Origin of the sequence: Cohnella nanjingensis (assembly GCF_014212125.1) — a bacterium.
GTDB classification, from domain to species: domain Bacteria; phylum Bacillota; class Bacilli; order Paenibacillales; family Paenibacillaceae; genus Cohnella; species Cohnella nanjingensis.
In genome coordinates this window covers 14,530-38,546 of record NZ_JACJVP010000074.1, presented here as the reverse complement: position 1 = coordinate 38,546, position 24,017 = coordinate 14,530, and the positions used below count along the sequence as shown (strand labels likewise).

Below are 24,017 nucleotides of genomic sequence, written 5' to 3'. Positions count from 1 at the left end.
AACAAGCTTTGACTTTCCTCATGGAGGTGGAGGAGTGGCGGACAAGAAGGACTTATACGAGACGCTCGGCGTCGGCCGGAACGCCTCCGCGGACGAGGTCAAGAAAGCGTACCGTAACTTGGCGCGGAAGTACCATCCGGACGTGAACAAAGAACCCGACGCGGAGAGCAAATTCAAAGAAGTCAAAGAAGCGTACGACGTCCTGAGCGACGACCAGAAGCGCGCCCGTTACGACCAGTACGGCCACGAGGACCCGATGGCGGGCTTCGGCGGCGGCGCGGGTGGACAAGGCGACTTCGGCGGGTTCGGCGACATCTTCGATATGTTCTTCGGCGGCGGAGGCGGCGGACGGCGCGATCCGAACGCGCCGCAGCGCGGCAACGATCTGCAATACACGATGACGATCGAGTTCAAGGAAGCGGTGTTCGGCAAAGAGACCGACATCACCATCCCGCGCACCGAGACGTGCGATCACTGCCACGGCAGCGGCGCGAAGCCGGGCACGAAGGTCGAGAATTGCTCGACCTGCCGCGGTACCGGTCAGCAGGAAGTGGCGCAGAACACCCCGTTCGGCCGGATCGTCAACCGCCGTCCTTGTACGACGTGCGGCGGCCGCGGCAAGATCATCAAGGAACGCTGCAACGTCTGCAGCGGCAGCGGCCAAGTGAAGAAGCAGCGCAAGATTCACGTCAAGATCCCGGCCGGCGTGGACGACGGCTCGCAGCTGCGCGTCAGCGGCGAGGGCGAAGGCGGCGTGCGCGGCGGTCCCGCAGGGGACTTGTACATCGTGCTGCGCGTGAAGACGCACGACTTCTTCGAACGCGACGGCGACGACATCTACTGCGAAGTGCCGCTGACGTTCACCCAGGCGGCGCTGGGCGACGAGATCGAGATCCCGACGCTTACCGAGAAAGTAAAGCTCAAGATTCCGGCGGGTACCCAGACGGGCACCTACTTCCGGCTGAAGGGCAAAGGCGTGCCGAAACTGCGCGGCTACGGCCAAGGCGACCAACACGTCAAGGTAACGCTCGTCACCCCGACGAACCTGAGCGAAGACCAGAAGGACTTGCTGCGCGACTTCGGCTCCAAGAGCGGCGAGTCGACCCACGAACAGCATCAGTCCATCTTCGAACGGATGAAAAAAGCGATACTCGGCGATTAAGCGGCGACGCGCATTTGCCGGTGAAAGGCCTCTCGTACCCGTTAGGGTGCGAGAGGCCTTTTTTGGATTGGCGGGGGAGAAAGGAGGTAGAGGCGGTTCGCAGGGAAGGCTTTCGTCAAAAATTCTCGGCTGACCGGGCGTCGCCCTGGCGCAGAGCAGGGGAGTAAGGCTCGTTGTTTTTGGGATAACAAGATCAGTTTTCATATTTTTTTAGCGGCATACCTACGTACTCTCTGAACGACTTGATCCGGTCGCGCTCGAATTCGAAAACGACCGTGAGCTCATTCCGATAAGGCTGGCTGTTCAAAGTCCCTTCCGCCTGAAAGACCACCATCCCAAAATGCGCATCGGCAAGTTCGATCAGGGGAGTAAGCTTCACTTGCAGAACTTCTCGTTCAAAGCGAACCAGTTCTCTAAATCGCTGTTTGCCTGCTTGTTTCTCTCGCCAATCCTCGAATGGCAAAGGAACGGAAAACTGAAAGTCCTCGGTCGCCAGCGCGAGAAAATCGGAAGTGTCTCCTTCCTCAAATGCAACGCGGAAAGCCTGAAATGCCCGATTGCATGGGCTTGAGAAATACGGCTTCCCCGCCTTGCCGTTGTCGTTCCCATTTTCGATCATCGTTCGTTTCGTCTCCTTTTCGATAGAGGCAAATAGGGGGTTCACAATGGGCATTCCGAACGGATTCGCCCTTGTCATTAAGCATTTATCCTTTCCTCGCGAGCGAAGGACACTGTAAGAATATCCGATAAACATGACAAGTGCTTGCATGTTTATGTGCTACCATAGAATAAAAAAAGAGGAGGGGGAGGACGATTGCATAAATCCCAACGTTTAATTCGATTGATGATGATCGTTCATGCCAAAAAATCCTTTACCATCGCGGAGATTGCCTACGAACTGGGCGTTTCGCCGCGAACGGTTTCCCGAGATTTAATGGAGCTTGGCGAACTCGGGGTCCCGCTTTATTCCATACAAGGACGCGGGGGAGGCTACAAACTTCTAAACGAACGCGCGCTTCCGCCAATTACTTTTATCGAAAGCGAAGCGATCGCCATCTATTTCGCCGTCCGGTCCCTTCATTATTTCGGGGCGCTTCCGTTCGGCGATCAGGCCGAGTCGGCACTGGATAAGTTCTATCATCATTTGCCGTCGGATGCGAAAAAACAAATCGACCGGTTAAAAAATAAAGTCATCATTTGGAGTCCCAACCGACCGATGTCCGACGCCTGTCTTACCGTTTTACTGCAAGCCGTCATGATACGGTCTGCCGTTACGATTGCGTACCGTTCAAGCGAAGGCGGCGTGAATACGAGGGATATTCAACCGATTGGGCTCTATTCGGACCGCGGATATTGGTATTGCCCGGCATATTGCTTCGCTAGGCGAGCCATTAGACTCTTCCGGGCGGATCGGATCGCGGAGGCGAAGTTGAATAATTCCCTTACCTATCGCGAGGATGCGGATCGCAAGTCTCTGCTCGACTGGGAAGAGGAAGAACTGGATCATCAAGAAAAGATCCTCTTTCGTGTTCGCTTAACGCAGGCCGGTATAAGGAAATTGGAGCCCAACGGAAGATTCGAAGGGTTCATCGAACGTCAAGATGACGGCAACGGATTCATTCGCATGTCCATTCCGATCAAGAAGCTGGCATTTTACACGGACATGATATGGGCACTGGGACAAGACGCCAAAATCGTGGAGCCCGCCGAAGCGATAGCGCACATCAAGCGCAGCATCGCCGACATGGCGAAACTGTACGATTAAAGAGGGGATAAATTCGTATTCCCATACCTGCGTACGGCTTCGCGAATTCGCTCGCGCAGCTCGGCCCGCGCAGCTCGCGGGCTCCTCTTTTTCGCTATGTCGGGCGGTCTAACCGCTTCTTTCTCCACGCCTCATTTAATTCCGTCTAAAAAGGTAAGAAAAGTTTGAAAAACCCATTGTCATCCTGGAAATCCCATGTTATCATCTGTATACGATAATACATTATCTATATGTGATAAAGGAGTGAGCGCGTTTGACGAAGCAGCATGTTCGACTGGACCGTACGCCGAGATGGATACGGGTCCGATTCGGCGAGGAGACGATCGCCGACAGCAAGCAAGCCATCGTCGTGCACGAACGAGGTCATTTGCCTGTGTACTACTTCCCCGAAGCGGACATCCGCACGGATTTGCTGACGCAGACGTCCCATTCCACGTATTGCCCGTTCAAGGGCGACGCCACCTATTATTCGATCCAGGCCGGCGGACGGACGTCGGAGAATGCGGTCTGGCGCTACCGGGATCCGATTCCGGGCAGCGATGGCGAAGGACTGAAGGGGTACTACGCGTTCTACTGGGATCGCGTCGACCACTGGTACGAGGAGGAGGAAGAGATCTTCGTCCATCCCCGCGATCCCTACAAGCGCGTAGACGCCATCGCGAGCGCCCGCCATATCCGGATCGTCCTGGACGGCGAGGTACTGGCCGATAGCCGCCGTCCCGTCATCGTGTTCGAGACCGGCGTCCCCGTGCGCTACTACCTGCCGAAGGAAGACGTCCGCGAGGAGCTGCTGACGGCGACCGACCACGCGACGAGCTGCCCTTACAAGGGCGACGCGGTCTACTGGAGCGTGAACGCGGGCGGCCGGACGCACGAGAATGTCGTATGGAGCTACCCGTCGCCGATCCCGGAGATTCCGAAGATCGCGGGATTGCTGTCGTTCTACAACGAACGCGTAGAAGTTTACGTGGACGGAGAAAGGGAGCCGGAACCGCAGTGGCACCGTTCGGCGCTGGACTTCTTTAACGCAAGCGAGATTCGGGCCGACGGGGTTACGACGCCATAAACGTACTGACCTGATCACAGGAAGAAACGGGAGATCCCATGAACGGAACACAGACACTAAGCCGGGCGCTCGACATTCTGTTCGCGCTGTCCGAAGCGGAAGGCACCCTCTCGGTGAGCGAGATCTCCGAGAAGGTGTCGATCCCGGAGAGCACCACGTACCGCTTCCTGCAGACGCTGGAGCAGAACGGCATCGTCGAACGCCGCGGCAAGCGGCAGATCGCGCTCGGCCTCCGAATACTGGATCTGGCGCGAAGCCTCAACCAGCAGATGCAGAAGGATCTCCTCTCGTTGTCCTTGCCGCTGATGGAGCGTCTCACCGCGGAGACGGCGGAGACGACCGCCTTGTTCGTCCGTACGGGGAGCGACGTTATCTGCATTCAGAACGTGCGCAGCAAAGGGCTGATCCAATTCGCCATCGAGAACGGCCGCATCCTGCCGCTCCATTCGGGGGCGTCGGGCAAAAGCCTGCTCGCCTTCGAGAGCGAGAAGCTACTGGCCCGCACGGTCGCGGCGGTCGCGAACGCGGCGGAACGGCGGGCGCTCGAAGCGGAATTGCAGACCATCCGCGCGCAAGGGTACAGCCTCACCAAAGGGGAGGTCGACCCCGACGTGTTCGCGATCTCGGCGCCCGTATTCGGCGCGCAAGGGCTCGCGATCGCGAGCCTCTCGATCGCCGGGCCCAGCTTCCGCTGCGACGAGGCCGGCGAACGCCGGATGATCGCCCAGCTCCGCACGGCGACCGACCTGCTGTCCCGCAAGCTAGGCTATCTTGGCGTCTCGGCCGAATGAACGGACCGAGGCGCGCGCATCAAGGATAGGCCCACCTAACGTTAGGAGGCCATGTCATCCCGATCGGGGAGGCATGGCCTTTTCGCGTTTCGAAGGGCGCTGTCCATCCCATCTACGAAACAGAAAGGAGCGATGAACATGGGCGAAGCCGCCGTCGAATTCCGCGGCGTCAGCAAACGGTACGGGACCGGTTACGTCTTCGAAGAACTCGCCTTGACGATCCCGCGCGCGCGCATCGTCTGCATCATCGGCCCGTCCGGCTGCGGCAAGACGACGCTGCTGAAGCTCATCAACCGGCTCATCGAGCCCGAGGCCGGCGAGATTCTGGTCGAAGGCCGGCCGATCGGCCGGCAGAATCCGGTCGAGCTGCGCCGCAACATCGGCTATGTGATTCAGCAGATCGGGCTGTTCCCCCACATGACGATCGAGGACAACATTACGGTGGTCCCCCGCCTGAAGGGCGAGAGCCGCAAGCGGCTGGACCATCGGGTCGACGAGCTGCTGTCGCTCATCGGCCTCGCGCCGGACCAGTTCCGCAAGCGATATCCGCACGAGCTGAGCGGCGGCCAGCAGCAGCGCATCGGAGTCGCCAGGGCGCTCGCGGCGAATCCTTCGATCATCCTCATGGATGAGCCGTTCAGCGCGCTCGATCCGATCAGTCGGGTGCAACTGCAGAAGGAACTGATCAAGCTGAACGAGCAAGTCAAGAAGACGATCGTATTCGTGACCCACGATATCGACGAGGCGCTCAAGATAGCCGACCGGATCGTCCTGCTGAAGGACGGCAAGCTCGTGCAGGACGACGCTCCCGAAGACTTGCTGAAGCGGCCCGCGAACGCTTTCGTCCGCGAGTTTCTAGGCACGGAGCGCTTCGCGGCGAATTTCGAGATTTAGAAGGAGAACCTCATGGATCAATTCTGGAACACGCTGCAGGCCGATTGGCCGCTCATCATCGACAAGACGCTGGAGCACCTGTATCTCTCGGCCGTCTCCGTCCTGATCGCCTGCCTCGTCGCCATCCCCGCGGGCGTCCTTCTGACGCGATTCAAACGATTGGCCAACGGCGTCATCACGGTCGTCTCGGTCATCCAGACGATCCCGAGCCTGGCGCTGTTCGGATTCATGATCCCGCTCGTCGGCATCGGCGCCAAGCCGGCGATCATCGCCTTGACGCTGTACGCGCTGCTGCCCATCGTGCAGAACACGTTCGTCGGCATCAGCGAAGTCAATCCCGCGCTGACCGAAGCCGGCGTCGGAATGGGGATGACCCGCTGGCAGGTGCTGCGCATGGTGCAGCTGCCCATCGCCAGGAGCGTGATCATGGCGGGCGTCCGGCTCGTCACCGTCCAGACGATCAGCATGGCGACGATCGCCACCTATATCGCGGCCGGCGGGCTCGGCGACATCATCACGCGGGGCATCACGATGATCAATACGATCACTATTTTCGAAGGGGCCGTTCCGGTCTCGCTGCTGGTTATTCTCGTGAATTTGCTGCTGCTGGCTTTAAACCGCGCGTTGACCCCCAAGGGGCTGCGCGGCCAAAGAAAAATAAACGGATAGGGAGAAAGGCGAGGGAATCCATGACGACAAGCCGGATCTTATGGCGCAAGATGAAAAGCGTTGCCGCGGCGGCGGCCATCCTCTCGGTGGCGGCGCTGGCGGCGACAGGCTGCAGCTCGGGCGGTTCCAAGGCGGATACCGTCGTCGTCGCGACGAAGGGGTTCGCGGAATCGGACATTTTGGGCAATGCCTTGAAGGTGCTGATCGATCGCGATACGAAGCTGAAGACGGAGCTGAAGACGCTCGACAATACGCTGCTGTGGAACGCCATCGACAACGGCGAGGTCGATACGTACGTGGAATATACGGGGACGGCGCTCTTGAACATCCTCAAGGAGAAGCCGGAATACGAGCCGCGGAAAGCTTACGACGTCGTCAAAAAGCTGCTGAAGGAGCGCAACGGCATCGAAGCGCTGGATCCGATCGGCTTCAACGACACGTACCGGTTCACCGTCCGCAAGGAGACGGCTGACCAATACGGCCTGAAGACGACGTCGGACCTGGCCGCCAAGTCGGGCGAGCTCGTGTTCGGCACGAGCCAGGAGTTCCTGAAGCGCGAAGACACCTGGCCGCTCGTCGAGAAGGTCTATCAACCGAAGTTCAAAGAGACGAAGACGATCCAGAATCCCGGCATCGCCTACGAGGCGATCAAGGATAAGCAGATCGACGTCATGGCCTCTTATTCGACGGACAGCAAGATTCTGGCGCAGGGACTCGTGGCGCTCGACGACGACAAGAACGTATTCGTGCCTTATTACGCCGTTCCGGTCGTCCGGGAAGAGACGCTGAAGGCGCATCCGGAGCTGCGGGATGTCCTGAACAAGCTGAAGGACAAGATCACGGACGCCGAGATGCAGAAGCTGAACGGCGAGGTGGAGCTGAAGAAGCGGCCTCCGCTGGACGTCGCCAAGGAATGGCTGAAGAGCGAAGGACTGATCGATTGACGCGAGCCGCGGAGGCGGCAGCCCGAGCGGCGATGAAGGAGGATCTGCGGATATGACACGCAAACGGCAATTGGCGCTTGGCGCCATGATGTTCTTCCCGGCGGGAGAGCATATCTCCAGCTGGCGGCACCCCCGCGCGGAGGCGGCGGGCCTGCTGGATCTGAATTATTACAAGCGCATTGTCCAGACGGCGGAGCGTGGCAAGTTCGACATGTTCTTCTACGCGGACGAACTGTACGTCTGGGATCGGTTCGACTCGAGCGTCCGGCATGCCAACAGCATTCGGCCCGAGCCGTTCACGCTGCTCTCGGCGCTCGCCGCCGTGACGCAGAAGATCGGTCTCGCCGCCACGATCTCGACGACATACAACGAGCCCTACCATATCGCGCGCAAGCTGGGTACGCTGGATCATCTCAGCGGCGGCCGCGCGGGCTGGAACGTCGTCACCTCGCAGACGGACGAGGAGGCGAACAACTTCGGGCAGGAGAAGCACCTGTACCATGCGGTGCGGTACGAGCGGGCGCGGGAGTTCATCGACGCGACGCAGGGACTGTGGGACAGCTGGGAGGAGGACGCGCTGGTCCGGGACAAGGAGAGCGGCGTCTTCGCGGATCCGGCCAAGCTTCACTACCTGAACCATAAGGGCGATCACTTCGCTGTCCGGGGACCGCTGAACGTCTCCCGTCCTCCCCAGGGCTATCCCGTCCTTATCCAAGCGGGCGCGTCGGAGGCCGGCCGGGAGCTAGCCGCGGCGACCGCCGAAGTCGTCTTCGCCCCGGGCGGGGATCTGGAGGAAGCCAAGAAGCTGTACGCCGACCTGAAGGGCCGAATGGCCAAGTACGGCCGGCACCCCGACGAGCTGAAGATTTTGCCGGGCCTGATGCCGATCATCGGCGCGACGGAGGCGGACGCGCAAGCCCGATGGGAGACGATCCGCGACCTGACCCCGCCGCGGCTCGGCCTGGACCTCTTGTCTCACTATCTCGGGCGGGACGTCTCCGGCTACCCGCTGGACGAACCGCTGCCCTTCGTGCCGGAGGTCGAAGGCTTCAACCAGAGCCAGACGATGCTGCGCCGCCTGCGCGAGATGATCGTTCAGGACAACCCGACGCTGCGGGAGCTCGTCAAACGGGCGAACTCGGCGTTCTCGCGCGCCTTCGTCGGCACGGCCGTTCAGATCGCCGACCGGATGGAGCAGTGGTTCGAAGAAGGCGCGGCGGACGGCTTCAACATCGCGTTCTCCCATCTGCCCGGCAACCTGGACGACTTCGTCGATCAGGTGATCCCGGAGCTGCAGCGCAGAGGGCTGTTCCGGGAGGAATATGCCGGCACGACCTTGCGCGATCACCTGGATCTGGCGCGTCCGGCGAACCGCTACGCGGCGGTGCGGACGCCATGAAGATCACCGACCTGTCGCTCACGATCGCCGAAGACGTCGCGTATGCGGGATTTCCGCGCAGCCTGGTGTACGGCAAGCCGGAGTCGGGCACGCGGATCGAGCGGGTCGCTTCGCTCGAGGAGAACAAGGTGCTCTCGCACAACTTCACGATGTGCACGCAGCACTTTACGCACTACGACGCGCCGGCCCACTTCATCGCGGGCGGGCTGCGCAACGACGAGGTGCCGCTCGATTCGTTCATCGGCCCGGGCGTCATGATCGACCTGCGGCACAAGCGGCCGGGCAGCACGATCGCGGCGGACGATCTGACGGCTTCCGGCGCCGACGTCCGGCCGGGTGACATCGCCGTTCTCCGCACGGGATGGACGGACGAGGCGTTCGGCACGTTCCGGTTCTGGGACGAGATGATCGGCCTGTCGACCGACGCGGCGGATTGGCTGATCGCGCGCGGCATCAAGTCGATCGCGGGGGATTGCATGCTGTGCGATCCGCCGCTGCATCCCCCGGAGGGCCGGACATGGTCCCACGCGGACTGGAGTCCGAACCATAAGGCCTTCCTCTCCCGCGGCATCGTCATGCTGGAATGGCTGACGAACCTGGGCGCCGTGCAGTCGCCGCGCTTTCTGTTCGGCTGCGTGCCGATCAAGCTGAAGGGCACGGACGGGGCGCCTTGCCGCGCGTTCGCCATCGAAGACATCGTAGACGATTCCAAACGGAAGGAGCTGGCGATATGACGGACGGTACCGAATGGACGCCCATTCGCGCGGAGCGGGGCAGCGGTCTGCGCTGCAAGGGCTGGCGGCAGGAAGCGCTGCTGCGGATGCTGGAGAACGTGCTGGAGAACGGCGAGAATCAGAAGGAGCTCATCGTCTACGCTTCCTTGGGCAAAGCCGCGCGGAACTGGCCTGCCTACCGTGCGATCGTCCGCACGCTCCTGGAGCTGGAGGAAGACGAGACGCTGGTCATTCAATCCGGCAAGCCGATCGGCGTCTTCCGGACGCACGCGCGGGCGCCGCTCGTCGTGATGGCGAACTGCAATCTGGTCGGCCGGTGGGCGACCAGCGAGCACTTCTACGATCTGCAGGAGAAGGGCCTCATCATCTGGGGCGGCCTCACCGCCGCCGCATGGCAGTATATCGGTTCGCAGGGCGTCATCCAAGGCACGTACGAGATTTTCCGGAGCATCGCCCGGCTCCGGTTCGGCGGCGATCTGCGCGGACGCTTCGTCCTGACCGCGGGCTTGGGCGGAATGGGGGGCGCGCAGCCGCTGGCGGGGACGCTGGCCGAAGCCGCGATCCTCTGCGTCGAGGTGCCGGAGGACCGGATCGACAAGCGGATCCGGGCCGGCTACCTGCAGCGCAAGACCGATAGCCTGGAGGAGGCGCTGGACTGGATCGCGGAGGCGATCCGCGCGCGCGTCCCCCTGTCCGTCGGGCTGCTGGGCAACGCGGCCGAAATCTATCCCGAGCTGGCGGGCAGGGGCGTCGTGCCGGATATCGTCACCGACCAGACCTCGGCGCACGACCTGCTGTACGGGTACGTGCCGAGCGGATACACGCCCGCCCGGGCCGCGGAGGTCCGCGCGTCGGATCCCGAGCGGCTCCAGGCCGACGCGGGCGCGTCCGTCGCCCGCGAAGTGGAGGCGATGCTCGCCTTTAAAGAAGCCGGCGCCGTCGTCTTCGACAACGGCAACAACATCCGCACGCAGGCGCTGAAGCACGGCGTCGCCGGGGCGTTCGAGATCGACATCTTCACCGAGGCGTTCCTGCGCCCGCTGTTCGCCCGGGCGATCGGCCCGTTCCGGTGGATCGCGCTGAGCGGCGACCCCGCGGACATCCGCGTCATCGACGACTATATCTTGCGCGAGTTCGCGGACAACGAGATCGCGGTCAACTGGATTCGGCTCGCGGGCGCGCACGTCCCCGTCGAGGGACTTCCCGCGCGTATCGGGTGGTTCGGCCACGGCGACCGGACGCGGCTCGCGCTCGCGGTCAACCGGCTCGTGCGGGAGGGACGTCTCGCCGGACCGGTCGCCTTCTCGCGCGACCATCTCGACGCGGGGGCGATGGCCCATCCGAACATCATGACGGAGCGGATGAAAGACGGCAGCGACGCGGTCGCGGATTGGCCGCTCCTGAACGCGATGCTGAACTGCTCGTCGATGGCCGACCTCGTCGCCATCCATTCGGGCGGCGGCGGGTACGCCGGCTATATGACAAGCGCCGGCGTGACGATCGTGGCGGACGGAACGATCGCCTCGGACGAGCGGCTGCGGACCGCGCTGGACAACGATACGGGCATCGGCGTGCTGCGTTACGCCGACGCGGGCTATGAGGCGTCCGTCGACGAGGCGGAACGCAAAGGCATCCGCCGCATCAAGGCGGACGGCAAGGCGGACGACAACGGGAGGAATGAACTTGCGCGAACTCACGAAGCATGACGTAGCGGCCGCCGTCAAAGGCGGATCGGTCTTCGCCAGCGGCGGAGGCGGCTGGGTCGATCACGGCCTGGAGATCGGGAACGCCGCGCTCGCGGTCGGACGGCCGAAGCTGGTCTCCGTCGACGAGCTGCCGGACGACGCCATCATCCTGACCTGTACGGCGATCGGGGCACCGGCGGGGACCGGCTGGCAGATGCTCGGCAAGGACTACATCAAGGCGGTCGAGCTCGTCATCGAGCGCTACGAAGGCCGCATCGCGGGGGTCATGACGCCCCAGAACGGGATGTCCAGCACGATCAACGGCTGGCTGCCCGCGGCGGCGCTCGGGCTGTACGTCGTCGATGCCACCGGCGACATCCGGGCGCATCCGACCGGCAAGATGGGGTCGCTCGGGATCGCGTCGCGAACGGACTTCGAGACGATCCAGGCGGTAGCGGGCGGGAAGCCGGAGAACGGCACGTACCTGGAGCTGGTCGTCGCCGGGTCGCCGGCCCAGACGTCGAACATCCTGCGGACGGCCGCCGACATGGCGGGCGGCTTTATCGCCGCCGCCCGGCACCCGCTCCCGGCGAAGCACATCCGCGAGCATGCCGCGATCGGCGGCATCAGCCGCGCGCTGGCGCTCGGAGAGGCGATTCTGGGGGCCGAACCCGGAGGACCCGAGCGGGTGCTGGAGACGATCGTGCGGCATACGGGCGGCAAGCTGCTCGTACGCGGACGCGTCTCGCGCAAGGACGTGCGCTACGCGGGCGCCTTCGACATCGGCACGATCGAGGTCGCCGCGCCGCGGCGAAAGCCGGTCGTGCTCCACGTGATGAACGAATACATGGCGGTCGACGACGGCGCGGGCAAGCGCCTCAGCACGTTCCCCGACGTCATCGCCACGTTCTCGCTCGAGACGGGCGCGCCGGTCAGCGTCGGCCATCTGCGGGAAGGGCAGGACGTCGCCGTGTTCGTCATCGACCGGTCGCTCATCCCGCTCAGCGCCGGCGTCACCGATCCTACCGTTTATCCGGAGGTCGAGCAGGCGCTGGGTATTCCGCTCCTGCGCTACGCGTTGGACGACGGGAAGGTCAAGGCTCATGGCCGCTGATGCGCTCGTCCTGGACGGCGTCGGCTTGACGCTTGAAGACATCGTCGCGGTGGCCCGTTATCGCCGGCCCGTGCGCATCGCCGAGCAGGCCGGGCAACGGCTCGCGGAGGCGAGGTCGCTCGTCTTCGCCGTCGCGGCGCGCGGCGATCCCGTCTACGGCTTGAACCGGGGCGTCGGCTGGAACAAGGACAAGGTCGTGGACGCCGCCTTCTTCGAGACCTACAACCGCAACCTGATCCTCTCCCATAGCGCAGGCGTTCAGCCTTACGCCACGGCCGAGGAAGTGCGGGCGGTGCTGCTGGCCCGGCTGAACGGGCTGCTCGCCGGGAGGACCGGCGTACAGCCGGCCGTGGCGCTGCGCTACGCCGAATTCCTCAATCTCGGCATTCACCCGCGGCTGCCGCTGCGCGGTTCGGTCGGCGCGGCGGACATTACGAACCTGCCGCATATCGGTCTCGCCCTCATCGGGGAAGGCGAGGTCGAGGCGGGCGGGACCGTGAAGCCCGCGCCGGCCGCCCTGGCGGAAGCGGGACTCGCGCCGCTCGTACTCGGGCCGAGGGACGGGCTTGCGATCGTCAGCTCGAACGCCCTGTCGGCCGGGCTCGGCGCGCTCGCGCTGCAGGAGGCTGCGTCCGCCGTCTCGCTGGCTGAGACCGCCTATGCACTGTCGCTCGAAGCGCTGCCGGGACAGACGAGCCCGCTGGACGAAGCCGCGCACCGGCTGCGCCCGTATCCGGGCCAGCTGGAGAGCCTGCGGTACGCGCGGTCGCTCGTCGAAGGCGGCGGCCTGTGGCGGCGCGAAGCGCCGGAGAAGCTGCAGGACCCGCTCAGCTTCCGGGCTGCCTGCCAGATCCATGGCGCGGCCCGGGACGCGCTGCGCTACACCCGAGATCAGCTCCTCCTCCATCTGAACAGCAGCGACGACAACCCCGCGCTGCTGTGGGACGAAGAGCGCTTCGTGGCCAACGCGCACTTTGAGCCGGTCGTCTGGACGCTCGGATTCGAGATGCTCGGCCAGGCGCTGCATCACGTGTCGCGCTGCTCCAGCTTGCGGACGATTAAGCTCGGCACGCCCGCCTTCACGGGGCTGAGCCGTTTCCTGACGCCCGACGAGGCGCGGTCGATCGGCTTTTGTACGCTGCAGAAGACCGCGACGTCGCTGGACACGGAGATCCGGCATCTGTCGAACCCGGCATCCGGCGATTACGCTTCGCTCGCCGGCGACATCGAAGACCACGCGGCCAACGCGCCGTTCGTCGTGTCCAAGACGAGAGAGATCGCCGATCGGCTGCTGTATGTCGTCGCCATCGAGCTGATGCACGCCGCTCAGGCCGTCGATCTGCGGGGGAGCCCGAAGCTGGGCAGGGGGACGGAAGCGGCCTATCGGGCGATCCGGGAGGCCGTGCCGTTTCTGGCGGAAGATCGCGCGCTCACGGGCGACGTGGAGCGGATCTACGGCTTGCTGAAGAGCGGCAGCCTGCTGTCGCAAGTAGAATCAGCCTTACGGCAACCAACGATACGAGAGAGCGAGGAGATCGGAAGATGACGCATCTGGATCCCCAATGGGGTCTTCGGGACGGAGACGGAGGCGATTGGCAGCTCCGCGCGGAATACACGCCGAAGCGGCTGCGCGTTCTGTTGGGCGGCGTCGCGATCGCGGACAGCAGGCGGGCGCTGATCGTGACGGAGTCGGGGCGGCTGCCCGTCTATTATTTCCCCGAGAACGATGTCCGGACCGACTTGTTCGAGCCCTCCGGCAAACGGAAGGCGCACGCGGCGCTCGGCGAGGCCGTCTACTGGCGCGTGCGCGCGGGAGGCAAGCTCGCGGAAGACGCGGTCTGGCGCTACGAGCCGCAGGGCGGAGACGGGGCGGTGCTGCGCGGCTATTACGCCTTCGTCTGGCGCTTGGCGGATGCCTGGTACGAAGAAGAGGAAGAGGTATTCGTCCATGCGCGGGATCCGTATAGCCGGATCGACGCGATCCCAAGCTCGCGGCACGTGCGGATCGTCATCGGAGACACGGTCGTCGCGGACAGCCGGCGTCCCGTCATCCTCTACGAGACCGGACTCACGCCGCGCTACTACTTGCCCAAGGCGGACGTCCGCTTCGATCTGTTGACGCCGTCCGAGACGTCGTCCCGATGCCCCTACAAAGGACAAGCGCGGTATTGGCATGCCCGAGTGAACGGACGCACCGTCGAAGACGCCGTTTGGAGCTATGACGAAGCGTTGCCGGAGGCGCGCGAGATCGCGGGAAGGGTCGGTTTCTACAATGAACGGGTGGACGCGGTGATCGTGGACGGGGAGGCGTGGACGTTGTCCGACAAGGATCGGCTGCCTTACGGCGGCGTCAAATAGCAAGAGGCCGCGTCGCCTTCCGAACCGGGGATTCCCCCGTCGGGAGGCGATTCGCATTTAACGGGCTGCGGGCGAAGGCTTCTTGCCGCGGATAGCGAGGGCGGCTAGCAGCGCCAGCGGGATCGCATACGCGAACGTGATGTCCCAGTAAGGCCAGAAATGAATGCCGACATCGTTGAAATAAACGAGATTCGGCGCCATCGCGAAGGCAAGTCCATAGACCACAGTAGCGAGCGGCGTCGCCAACGCCCGCGATTCGCGCAAGCCGAACAACCGCGCGATGCCCGACAGGGAGGCGTAGAAATAGAGAATCCCTTTGAAAAAAAGGGAGATCATCCAACTGATCGCGAGCAGCGCCTCCACGCGCTCCAGGAAATGCCCGATGCTGATCTTCTTCGCGAGCGCATAGGTAGGGTAAACCTGGTGCGCGGTCAAATAAGGCCCGAGTACCAGCACGGAGATGAACACGACGAGGAACATAACGATACCGCCGATCAGCGAGGCCAGCATGAAATCCCGCGCCAGCTTCTTGGCCGGACGGATCGCGGGCCAGAGCATGGCGAAGACGATCAGCTCCGCGAACGGATAGACGACCGCGACGATCGACCCGTGCAGGATCGTGGGGAAGCCTTCGGCCGCGATCGGCCGGATGCGGTCGACCTCGATCCGCGGGATGAGGAGTACGATGAGCGCGGTCATGAAGAGGACAAACCACGGGAATAGTACCTCCCCGGCCCGGGCGATCGTCGGAAGGCCGCACCGCACGCCCCAGACCAACACGAGGATGAACAGCAGGTGCGTCGCCCGGATAGGCGTCTCCGGCATGATCTGCGTCGCCAATAAGTCGCCAAGCTCCCGGGTGACCGCTGCCGTGTTCAGGACGAGAAAGTAAAGGAAGGCGAGGCCGACCGCGCCGCCCGCCCAGCGTCCGAATCCGGCGCGCAGCAGCTGAATCAGGTCGGCTGAAGGATTCAGCCGCCGGAGGCGCAGCATTAGCCAACAGCCCGCGGGCCCGAACAAGAGCACGAGCAGCATCGACAGCCAGGCGTCCTGGCGGGAGATGCCGGCTACGCTGGAGGGCAGGATGATGATGGAATCGCCGATCAGCGCGAAGATCGTAAGCGCGCCGAGCTGCTTCATCGTCAATTTTTCTTCGGACATGGCTTTCCTCCTCACCAGACATAGCGCGACAGCCAGATATCCAACGGCGCGTACAGCCATTCCACGAGCTTGAGCGCGCTCGGCAGCTGAATCAAGTTGATGGCGCACACGCTCAGCCAAGCGCCGATGAACAGCAGCGCGGCGAATACGGCGATCTCCCGTTTCCGTTTTTTGCGCCATAGCGCAGGCGACTCGAATGCGGCGATGCCGATCATGACGGCCAATACGCTGATCGTAGAGAACATGGCGGTTACTCCTTCGTCTGCCCGACGAACGAATTGTTGACGGTGGCCGTTCTTCGCAGGTGGAAGTGAATATGGTAACGGACTTGGACTAGCGGGAGGACGTTTTGCCAATCGCCCCGCCATTTCTTCCAAACGCGCGGATGGGCCATGTAGATCGCGTGGCCGAATCCGAGCGCATCTACCCGGAAGCGGTGCTGGACGGCGTCGACGGTCGTATCCATAAGCCGCTGCGCCTCCTGCGCGAACTGACGCTCCAATTGGCGAATCATCGCCGGATTGTTCAGGTCGATCTTGCATTCCACTTCGGCGACGTCCGCCACGGTCGTCACGTGGACATCGATGACGGGGCGGCCGTTCGCGAGCCGGGCCTTCCGCTTCGTGCGGTTGCGTAACACTTCCGTCACCACCTTCCCTCCGTCCGGACAGGCGACATGGCCGACGGTGCTCTTGACGTGATTCATCAGGATGTTGTAGCCGATACTCTCTTCCTCGTTCAACCAGCCGACGAGCTTATCCCTGCGGAAGAGAGCCAGACCCCGGACGACGAGATGGGCGGAAGGCTCGACTTCCTGCACGTTGCGGTTCGATTCGCCCTGCCGCTGGTTGCCGACGAGCTGTACCCCCGTCAGCACGGGATTCTCGCCCTCGGTGACGAGCTGGTTGACGAAGTCGTCCATCGTGAAGGTCGTCGTCGGCGCCCAGACTTCGTTGGACGCGTTCAGCGAGAAGAAGAGCTTGTTCGCCGGGATCTTCTCGAGCGGCGTGAGGATCTTCAGGACGTTCTGCGCGGTCGTGCCGCGCGCCACCATCAGGTAGAAGTCGGTCCGCGGCTCCGAATCGCGCGACAACAGGTCCAGCGCTTGCGCGATCCCCTCGCGGGCCAGCGCCTCGCCCAAGATCAGGACGCGGATATGGCCGGCGTAGATCTTCCGGGGACTCGTTTCCGTCATCTTGCGGATGGCTTCGAATACGGTCGGTCCCGTCGCGGTGTACATCGTGACCGGGGAGCGGCCGCTGGCCGCCCCCTTGACCGCGACTTCGGCCGGATCGACGACCTGCGCGGACACGCGATAACCGCCCGCTTCCTTGTCGATCGCCGTCCCCATCATAATGCCGAGGTCGTTCAGCTCGCGGCGGTTCCAGCAGCCGCTCAGCAGCAGGGCGGAGCTGGCGGCGCAGATGGCAAGCAGCAATATCACGATGCGCTTCATGACCATGACGATCCTTTCTGCGTTTGCGCGTTTATCGCTTGGCGCGCCGCTGCCGCTTCACATTGCCCGGCGCGAGCGCGCGAGGCCTTCCCCTCATGCGGGGCATCGCGATCCGGAACAGCGTATCCTTCTGCTCGTCCAGCTCGAACGGCGCGATCGGGCTCATGTAGGGCACCCCGAACGAGTGAAGGCTGCATAGATGCAGCACCAGCGTCAGGATGCCGATCATGATGCCGTACAAGCCGAAGGAAGCGGCCAGTCCCATGAGCAGGAAGCGGATCATGCGCACGGAGATCGACATGCTCACGTTCGGAATGACGAAGCTGGAGATCGCCGTGATCGAGACGATAATGACCATGGCCGCGGAGACGATGCCCGCCTCGACGGCCGCCTGCCCGATGACCAAGGTGCCGACGATCGAGATCGCCTGTCCGACCGGCCGCGGCATCCGCACGCCCGCTTCGCGGAGAATCTCGTACGTGATCTCCATCATGAGCGCCTCGATGAAGGCGGGGAACGGCACGCCTTCGCGCTGCGCGGCCAAATTGATCAACAGGCTGGTCGGAAGCATCTCTTGATGGAAGGTGGTGATGGCGACATAGAAGGCCGGCGCGAGCAGCGCGATAAATAAGCAAAGAAACCGCAAGATACGCAGCAAGCTCCCGATATCGGCCCGCTGCGCATAGTCTTCCGCCGATTGGAAGAATTGCGTGAACAGCGCCGGCACGAGCAGGACGAACGGCGTTCCGTCGACGAGGATCGCGACTCTGCCTTCCAGCAAGCCGGCGGCGATCGCGTCGGGCCGCTCGCTGTTGAAGACGGTCGCGAACGGCGTCTGCGTCCGGTCCTGGATGAATTCTTCGATGTTGCCTCCTTCCAGCACGCCGTCGATCCGGATCGCCGACAGCCGGCGGCGCACTTCGGCGGTCACCTTGTCGGGAGCAAGCCCCTGCACATACATGATCCCTACGTTGGTCTTGGTTACCGTCCCGATCTGCATGCTTTCCAGCCACAAACGCGGGTCCTTGATCTTGCGCCGGATCAACGCGGTGTTCGTCCGGATGTTCTCGGTGAAGGCCTCCATCGGTCCGCGGATCACGGGCTGCGAGATCGGCTCGGATACGCTGCGGTCTTCCCAGTAGGGGATGCCGATCCGCAGCGCCTCCCGGCAGCCGTCCAACAGCAGGATGACGTTGCCCGAGAGCAGTCCGTCGTACAGGTTCTGCATGTCCGACAGCGGCCGGATGTCCCCCGCGCTCAGCACGTCTTCCCGGAGCAGCTTCAGCGGATCCGTTCCCGGGGCGGCGCCCGGCCACTCCGGCAGCTGCTTCAGCCGCTGCATCGGTTCGACGATCGTGCTGTGGATGAGGCGGTTGTCCGACAGCCCGTCGATATAGACCAAGGCCGTTCGAAGATCGCCGGGCAGCGTCATCTCCTTCGCGATGAGATCCTGACTGCCGCCGAGCGCGGTTCGGATCGCGTCCAGATTGCGCGACGCCGCCGGATCGATCGGATCGGCTGCGGCTGTGACTTTGGCGGTTTGCGCGCTTGGCATGTAGCGACTCCCTTCCGAATAGCTGATTTCCCTAATATAACCACGCCAACGATTTCCTATCACAGCCTCGCATATCGCGCGGGCGAACGCGCATCCTACGTTGAAGGCGTGCCTGAACGCCATTTTGGAAGATCGGGAGGATCAGCATATGAGCGATAAACGCAACGACGGCAAGCGGCTGCCGGTCGCCAAGGCGGAAGACGTCGAGTTCGCGCGCGACCAAGCGGACGCGGAGGATCTCGAAGCGCGGGAGCGGGCGGCGGCGGCCGACCGCCGCGCCCAGGAATACGAAGGGACGTGAAGACGTTGGACATGCAGCGGTTGCAGGCCAGCTTCACCTCGCAAGACCAAGCCGAGGAGGCGATCCGCAAGCTGACGGCGCTGCGGGGCAACCGGTTCCGCATGGCGCGCGAAGGCGCGGGCGCCGACTTCGGCTCCGGCGTCGTGGACGCGAACGCGCAGATGAACGCGATGGCCAACTCGCTCCTCTACGGCGCGTCCGAGCCGGAGCTCGGCGACGAATTGGGCCGGTCGGCCGTCCTGGAATCCGAGGCGGCGTTCAGCTTGTCGGCCGACGTGCCGGCTTCGGCGATCGAGCAAGCCAGGCAGGTCGTCGCGCAAGCCGGCGGCACCGTGGTCTAAACGAGCGATTCGCAACGCCGGGGAGCGGGATTTCGCTCTCCGGCTTTTTTCGCGCGCGCGAAAGCGCCCTCGTTTCCGCTCGGTCGATGCCGGTCTTGCCGTCTTCGTTTGCGGCGCATGCCGTGTTCATTGGCGGTCATGCGCGGAAGGCACCTTTCTTTTGCGTCCGCTTCCAAGGTAGATGTATAATGGGGGTCAATGACGCGGGGGAGGAAATCGATTTGCGCTGGTTCGAAGTGACCGTCCTTGCGGCGGAACAAGCTCAGGAAATGATTGCCCACTATATGCACGAGATGGGCGCGGGCGGGGTGTCCATCGAGGAATCCTGGTCGCCCGACAAGCCGCGGGATACGTCCCTCGGCCAATGGTACGACAAGCCGCTGAACGACATTCCGGCCGGGCTCGCCGAGATCAAAGGCTATTTCAACGAAGAATCGAACGCCGAATCCGTCGTGGAGGAGCTGTCCGCGGCGATCCGCGGGCTGCCGGAATTCGGCTATGACGCAGGCGACTTCACGATCGGGTCGCGCGAAGTGCGCGAGGAAGACTGGGCGCACGCCTGGAAAAAGTACTTTAAGCCGCTCCCGGTATCCGAACGCTTGACGATCAAGCCGACTTGGGAGGAATACGAGCCTCGGCCGGACGAACTCATCATCGAGCTCGATCCCGGCATGGCGTTCGGCACCGGCACGCATCCGACGACCGCGCTCTGTCTGCGGACGCTTGAAGGCGCCATTCGCGACGGCGACGAGGTGATCGACGTCGGCACGGGCTCCGGCATTCTCGCGATCGGCGCGATGAAGCTGGGCGCCAAGGGCGTGCTGGCGCTGGATCTCGATCCGGTCGCCGTGTCCAGCGCGACGGAGAACGTAAAGCTGAACGGATTGCAGGACGACATCGAGGTGCGGCTTAGCGATCTGCTCGGCGTGCTGCGGTCGGACAGCGGGGACGGCGTCCGCGCGAACCGCGTGCGTCCGCCCGTCGACCTCGTCGTGGCGAACATCCTGGCCGAGATCATCCTGCTGTTCATCCCGGACGTGATGGACGTGCTGAAGCCCGGCGGGATCTATATCGCCAGCGGCATCTACAAGAACAAAGAAGATGACGTCGAGGCCGGGCTGCTGGCCGCCGGCTTCGAGATCGTCGACCGCGTCCGCCAGGACGACTGGATCGCGTTCGTGGCGGGCAAGCCGAAGGGAGGGGCGTAGATGAGCTTCTTCTGGTTCCCGCTCGCGGAACTGCCCTTCGTCATTCTGACGATGCTGATCGCCTTCACCGTGCATGAATACGCGCACGCATGGACCGCCTACAAGTTCGGGGACACGACGGCCTACGAACAAGGCCGGGTCACCTTGAATCCGATGGCGCATATCGACCTGTTCGGGCTGCTGTTCCTGCTCGTCGCCGGCTTCGGCTGGGCGAAGCCGGTGCCCGTCCGCCGCAGCCGGTTCAAGCGGCCCCGGCTGATGAGCATCATGGTCACCGCGGCCGGACCGGTAAGCAACCTATTGATGGCCTTTATCGGATTGTTCCTTTATTTTCTCATGATCAAACTCCACGCCTTCGATCATTCGGACGCGCTGTACCAAACGGTCAGCACGTTTTTGATCAAATACTTCGTCAGCATCAACGTGACGTTGTTCCTATTCAACCTCATTCCGCTGCCGCCGCTCGACGGCTACCGGATCGTCGAGGAATTCGCTTCGCTGCGTTTGCGGATGAAGCTGGTGCAGTACGAGCAATGGGGCGCTTTTATCTTCCTGCTCTTTATCTTCCTGCCGCCGCTTCGCGCGGTGACCTTGACCCCGCTGTTCTCGCTCGGAAACCCGATTATCGAAGGGATGGCGGAGTTCTTCGTACGCATCCTCGGTATCGGCCGTACGCTGCTGACCGCCTGATTCCCAGATGCTGGCGAATGGCGGACGCCTGTAGCGCGGTTAGGCGAATCGCGGTATGATGGGGGATGGACAACAAGCGAGAGGACAATCGACGATGCAGCGATATTTCGTTACGCCCGCTCGGCTTTCCGAGCGGGAGGTCACCCTGGAGGGAGACGACGCCCGGCATTTGGCGACCGTCATGCGGGCGAAGGCTGGCGAGGCGTTCATCGCCTGCGACGGCGAGGGACGCGAATGCGTGGCCGAAGTCGCCGCGATCGAACCCGGCCGGGTCGTCGGGCGGATCGTGGAGCGGCGCGCGTCCGAGTCCGAGATGGCCTGGCGCGTGACGGTCGCGCAGAGCCTGCCCAAGGGCGACAAATTCGAGACCGTCATCCAGAAGGGAACGGAAGCCGGCGCGGCTGCGTTCTTGCCTTTTCTGTCCCGGCGAACCGTCGTGCAATACGACGAGCGCAAGGAAGCGAAGCGGCTCGAGCGCTGGCGCAAAATCGCGAAGGAAGCGGCCGAGCAGGCCCACCGCGGCAAGCTGCCGGAAGTCGGCGGCGTCATGACCTGGAAGGCGCTCCTGGCGAGCTTCCCGGATTACGACCAGGTCTGGCTCTGTTATGAAGAGGAAGGTCGCCGGGGCGAGGGGCTGCGGCCCGCGCTGCTGCGTTTCCGGCAATCCCTCGGCGCGGACGCGCAGCCTCGCGTGCTGCTGGTCGTCGGTCCCGAAGGCGGCTTCGCGCCGCAGGAAGCGGAGCAGGCCCAAGCCGCCGGCGCCGCATGCGTCGGGCTCGGCAGGCGCATCTTGCGGACGGAGACGGCCGCGCTGGTCGCGCTCGCCGCGATCGGATACGAGTCCGGAGAGATGGGAGGATAATCGGCCATGTCCAAAGTGGCATTCTATACGTTAGGCTGCAAAGTCAACTTCTACGATACGGAAGCGATGTGGCAGCTGTTCAAGAACGAAGGCTACGAGCAAGTCGACTTCGAGGCTTCCACGGCCGACGTCTACGTCATCAACACGTGCACCGTCACGAATACCGGCGACAAGAAGAGCCGGCAGATCATTCGCCGCGCCGTGCGCCGCAATCCGGACGCCGTCATCGCGGTGACCGGCTGCTACGCGCAGACGTCGCCCGCGGAGATCATGGCGATCGAGGGCGTGGATCTCGTCGTCGGCACCCAGGACCGCGACAAGCTGATGACGTACGTCGCGGAGATCCGGGCGGAACGGAAGCCCATCAACGCCGTGCGCAACATCATGAAGACGCGCGAGTTCGAAGAGCTCGACGTGCCGGACTTCGCGGATCATACCCGCGCGTTCCTGAAGATTCAGGAAGGCTGCAACAACTTCTGCACCTTCTGCATCATTCCCTGGTCGCGCGGCCTGTCCCGCAGCCGGGACCCGCAGAGCGTGCTGAGCCAGGCGCGGCAGCTCGCGGCGTCCGGCTACAAGGAGATCGTGCTCACCGGCATCCATACCGGCGGCTACGGCGACGATCTGGAAAACTACCGGCTGAGCGATCTGCTGGCCGACTTGGACCGGATCGAGGGGCTCGAGCGGATCCGAATCAGCTCGATCGAGGCGAGCCAGATCGACGACGGGATGATCGCCGTCCTCAACAGCTCGCCGAAGATGTGCCGTCATCTGCACATCCCGCTGCAGGCCGGGGACGACGAGATTCTGAAGCGGATGCGGCGGAAGTATACGACCGCCGAATTCGAAGAGAAGATCGCGAAGATCAAGGCGGCGATGCCGGGCGTCGCGATCACGACCGACGTGATCGTCGGCTTCCCCGGGGAGACGGAGGCGCACTACGAGAACGGCTTCCGCTTCATGGAGCGCATCGGCTTCGCCGAGATGCACGTGTTCCCTTACTCCAAGCGGACGGGCACGCCCGCCGCGCGCATGGAGGACCAGGTCGACGAGGACGTGAAGCACGAACGCGTTCACCAGCTGATCGATCTGTCGGAGCGAATGCAGGCGGCGTACGCCCAAGACTGGGTCGGCCGGGTCGTCGAGATCATTCCCGAACGCGGCGAGAAAGGGGAGGCCGGGAGCGGACTCATGTCCGGCCATTCCGACAATTATCTGAACGTCGTGTTCCAAGGAGATCCGTCGCTCGTCGGCAAGCTGTGCCGCGTCCGCATCGCGGAAGGCGGCGTCAACGAGGTTCGCGGGGAACTGCTTGAGGTGCTGGACGGGGCGGGAGCGGCGCTCGCGGCGAACGTCTAAGAGAGTAAGCGTCGAGGATTTCACCCGGCCGAGCCGAGCTTCGGCGCCGCGCCGGGCTGAAATCTTTTGTTGTACATACGAGGAGGAGTCGGAATGAAGGAGATATCGGCAGGCGGCGTGGTCTACCGCAACCGGAACGGCAAAGTCGAAGTGCAGCTGATCGAGGATCGGTTCGGCAAGATGACGCTGGCCAAGGGAAAGATGGAGCAAGGCGAGACGATCGAAGAGACGGCTCTGCGGGAGATCCGGGAGGAGACGGGCATCGTCGGCGCCATTCGCGGGCCGTTGTCGGTCATCCGGTACCAGTACGAGACGGCCGATCGGGTCACCGTGCAGAAGGAAGTGCACTACTATCTGGTCGAAGCGAGCGAAGGCGCGCTGCAAGCCCAGGTCGAAGAGATCAAGGGCGTCGCTTGGTATGCGCCCGAGGAGAGCTGGCGGCTGCAGCGGTCCGGCGGATACGACAACAACGACGAGGTGCTCCGGCAGGCGCTGCAGAAGCT

The 24,017-nt window shown here is 63.4% G+C and carries 23 protein-coding genes and 2 pseudogenes; 20 read left to right on the top strand and 5 right to left on the bottom strand.

What is annotated here, in order from left to right; translation table 11 throughout:
* The first annotated feature begins 34 nt into the window (after positions 1 to 34).
* Positions 35 to 1,162, top strand: a complete 1,128-nt coding sequence (dnaJ, locus tag H7C19_RS32580; protein WP_185673262.1) for a molecular chaperone DnaJ — start codon at positions 35 to 37, stop codon at positions 1,160 to 1,162.
* Between the two features lie 193 nt (positions 1,163 to 1,355).
* On the opposite strand, the gene H7C19_RS32575 is transcribed toward dnaJ, so the two are convergent.
* Positions 1,356 to 1,781, bottom strand: a complete 426-nt coding sequence (locus H7C19_RS32575) for a nuclear transport factor 2 family protein (RefSeq protein WP_185673261.1) — start codon at positions 1,779 to 1,781, stop codon at positions 1,356 to 1,358.
* 195 nt (positions 1,782 to 1,976) lie between these two features.
* Between H7C19_RS32575 and H7C19_RS32570 the strand changes: the two genes are divergently transcribed.
* From H7C19_RS32570 to H7C19_RS32515, 12 genes and pseudogenes are all read left to right on the top strand, one after another.
* Complete coding sequence (locus H7C19_RS32570) at positions 1,977 to 2,927, top strand: helix-turn-helix transcriptional regulator (protein WP_185673260.1); 951 nt, start codon at positions 1,977 to 1,979, stop codon at positions 2,925 to 2,927.
* A 253-nt stretch (positions 2,928 to 3,180) separates the two neighbouring features.
* The gene (locus tag H7C19_RS32565; protein ID WP_185673259.1) at positions 3,181 to 3,993 is read left to right on the top strand and encodes a DUF427 domain-containing protein; all 813 of its coding nucleotides are present in this window, start codon (positions 3,181 to 3,183) and stop codon (positions 3,991 to 3,993) included.
* Between the two features lie 38 nt (positions 3,994 to 4,031).
* Positions 4,032 to 4,784: an IclR family transcriptional regulator gene (locus tag H7C19_RS32560; RefSeq protein WP_185673258.1), complete on the top strand. Its 753-nt coding sequence runs from the start codon at positions 4,032 to 4,034 to the stop codon at positions 4,782 to 4,784.
* Positions 4,785 to 4,922: 138 nt separating this feature from the next.
* Positions 4,923 to 5,654: pseudogene (locus H7C19_RS32555) on the top strand (ABC transporter ATP-binding protein); the annotation flags it as partial.
* A 36-nt stretch (positions 5,655 to 5,690) separates the two neighbouring features.
* Positions 5,691 to 6,347: an ABC transporter permease gene (locus H7C19_RS32550; protein WP_185673256.1), complete on the top strand. Its 657-nt coding sequence runs from the start codon at positions 5,691 to 5,693 to the stop codon at positions 6,345 to 6,347.
* A gap of 50 nt (positions 6,348 to 6,397) precedes the next feature.
* Positions 6,398 to 7,291, top strand: a complete 894-nt coding sequence (locus H7C19_RS32545) for an ABC transporter substrate-binding protein (RefSeq protein ID WP_221469597.1) — start codon at positions 6,398 to 6,400, stop codon at positions 7,289 to 7,291.
* 52 nt (positions 7,292 to 7,343) lie between these two features.
* Positions 7,344 to 8,690, top strand: a complete 1,347-nt coding sequence (locus tag H7C19_RS32540) for an LLM class flavin-dependent oxidoreductase (RefSeq protein WP_185673254.1) — start codon at positions 7,344 to 7,346, stop codon at positions 8,688 to 8,690.
* Positions 8,687 to 9,424: a cyclase family protein gene (locus tag H7C19_RS32535; protein ID WP_185673253.1), complete on the top strand. Its 738-nt coding sequence runs from the start codon at positions 8,687 to 8,689 to the stop codon at positions 9,422 to 9,424. Before H7C19_RS32540 ends, H7C19_RS32535 begins: the two co-directional genes overlap by 4 nt.
* The gene (gene ertB / locus H7C19_RS32530; RefSeq protein ID WP_185673252.1) at positions 9,421 to 11,130 is read left to right on the top strand and encodes a thiourocanate hydratase; all 1,710 of its coding nucleotides are present in this window, start codon (positions 9,421 to 9,423) and stop codon (positions 11,128 to 11,130) included. The genes H7C19_RS32535 and ertB overlap by 4 nt, the downstream gene beginning before the upstream one ends.
* Positions 11,108 to 12,223 carry a thiohydantoin desulfurase gene (gene ertC, locus H7C19_RS32525; RefSeq protein WP_246470172.1) on the top strand — a complete coding sequence of 372 codons (1,116 nt, stop codon included), beginning with the start codon at positions 11,108 to 11,110 and terminating at the stop codon, positions 12,221 to 12,223. Before ertB ends, ertC begins: the two co-directional genes overlap by 23 nt.
* Positions 12,213 to 13,769 carry an HAL/PAL/TAL family ammonia-lyase gene (locus H7C19_RS32520; RefSeq protein ID WP_185673250.1) on the top strand — a complete coding sequence of 519 codons (1,557 nt, stop codon included), beginning with the start codon at positions 12,213 to 12,215 and terminating at the stop codon, positions 13,767 to 13,769. The genes ertC and H7C19_RS32520 overlap by 11 nt, the downstream gene beginning before the upstream one ends.
* Positions 13,766 to 14,581, top strand: coding sequence for a DUF427 domain-containing protein (locus H7C19_RS32515; RefSeq protein ID WP_185673249.1), 816 nt, complete (start codon positions 13,766 to 13,768; stop codon positions 14,579 to 14,581). Before H7C19_RS32520 ends, H7C19_RS32515 begins: the two co-directional genes overlap by 4 nt.
* A gap of 57 nt (positions 14,582 to 14,638) precedes the next feature.
* Here H7C19_RS32515 and H7C19_RS32510 read toward each other — a convergent pair whose 3' ends face one another.
* The 4 genes from H7C19_RS32510 to H7C19_RS32495 are packed head-to-tail and all read right to left on the bottom strand — an operon-like array spanning position 14,639 to position 18,753.
* The gene (locus H7C19_RS32510) at positions 14,639 to 15,742 is read right to left on the bottom strand and encodes a GerAB/ArcD/ProY family transporter (protein ID WP_185673248.1); all 1,104 of its coding nucleotides are present in this window, start codon (positions 15,740 to 15,742) and stop codon (positions 14,639 to 14,641) included.
* An 11-nt stretch (positions 15,743 to 15,753) separates the two neighbouring features.
* Positions 15,754 to 15,987, bottom strand: a complete 234-nt coding sequence (locus H7C19_RS32505) for a hypothetical protein (protein WP_185673247.1) — start codon at positions 15,985 to 15,987, stop codon at positions 15,754 to 15,756.
* Between the two features lie 5 nt (positions 15,988 to 15,992).
* A complete protein-coding gene (locus H7C19_RS32500; RefSeq protein WP_185673246.1) occupies positions 15,993 to 17,198 on the bottom strand; it encodes a Ger(x)C family spore germination protein in 1,206 nt (401 codons plus the stop codon).
* A 31-nt stretch (positions 17,199 to 17,229) separates the two neighbouring features.
* Positions 17,230 to 18,753, bottom strand: coding sequence for a spore germination protein (locus H7C19_RS32495; RefSeq protein ID WP_185673245.1), 1,524 nt, complete (start codon positions 18,751 to 18,753; stop codon positions 17,230 to 17,232).
* 148 nt (positions 18,754 to 18,901) lie between these two features.
* Here H7C19_RS32495 and H7C19_RS32490 point away from each other — a divergent pair, with 148 nt between their 5' ends.
* The 7 genes and pseudogenes from H7C19_RS32490 to H7C19_RS35900 form a co-directional block, all read left to right on the top strand.
* Positions 18,902 to 19,054 carry a YfhD family protein gene (locus H7C19_RS32490; RefSeq protein ID WP_185673244.1) on the top strand — a complete coding sequence of 51 codons (153 nt, stop codon included), beginning with the start codon at positions 18,902 to 18,904 and terminating at the stop codon, positions 19,052 to 19,054.
* The gene (locus tag H7C19_RS32485) at positions 19,051 to 19,395 is read left to right on the top strand and encodes a hypothetical protein (protein WP_185673243.1); all 345 of its coding nucleotides are present in this window, start codon (positions 19,051 to 19,053) and stop codon (positions 19,393 to 19,395) included. The genes H7C19_RS32490 and H7C19_RS32485 overlap by 4 nt, the downstream gene beginning before the upstream one ends.
* A 221-nt stretch (positions 19,396 to 19,616) precedes the next feature.
* On the top strand, positions 19,617 to 20,603 hold the full coding sequence (gene prmA / locus H7C19_RS32480) for a 50S ribosomal protein L11 methyltransferase (RefSeq protein ID WP_185673242.1): 987 nt from the start codon (positions 19,617 to 19,619) through the stop codon (positions 20,601 to 20,603).
* Positions 20,604 to 21,293, top strand: a complete 690-nt coding sequence (locus tag H7C19_RS32475; RefSeq protein ID WP_185673241.1) for a site-2 protease family protein — start codon at positions 20,604 to 20,606, stop codon at positions 21,291 to 21,293.
* 94 nt (positions 21,294 to 21,387) lie between these two features.
* Positions 21,388 to 22,155, top strand: a complete 768-nt coding sequence (locus tag H7C19_RS32470) for an RsmE family RNA methyltransferase (RefSeq protein WP_185673240.1) — start codon at positions 21,388 to 21,390, stop codon at positions 22,153 to 22,155.
* 6 nt (positions 22,156 to 22,161) lie between these two features.
* Positions 22,162 to 23,514: a tRNA (N(6)-L-threonylcarbamoyladenosine(37)-C(2))-methylthiotransferase MtaB gene (gene mtaB, locus H7C19_RS32465; protein WP_185673239.1), complete on the top strand. Its 1,353-nt coding sequence runs from the start codon at positions 22,162 to 22,164 to the stop codon at positions 23,512 to 23,514.
* A 93-nt stretch (positions 23,515 to 23,607) separates the two neighbouring features.
* Positions 23,608 to 23,952, top strand: a pseudogene (locus H7C19_RS35900) (NUDIX hydrolase); the annotation flags it as partial.
* Positions 23,953 to 24,017: the final 65 nt, after the last annotated feature.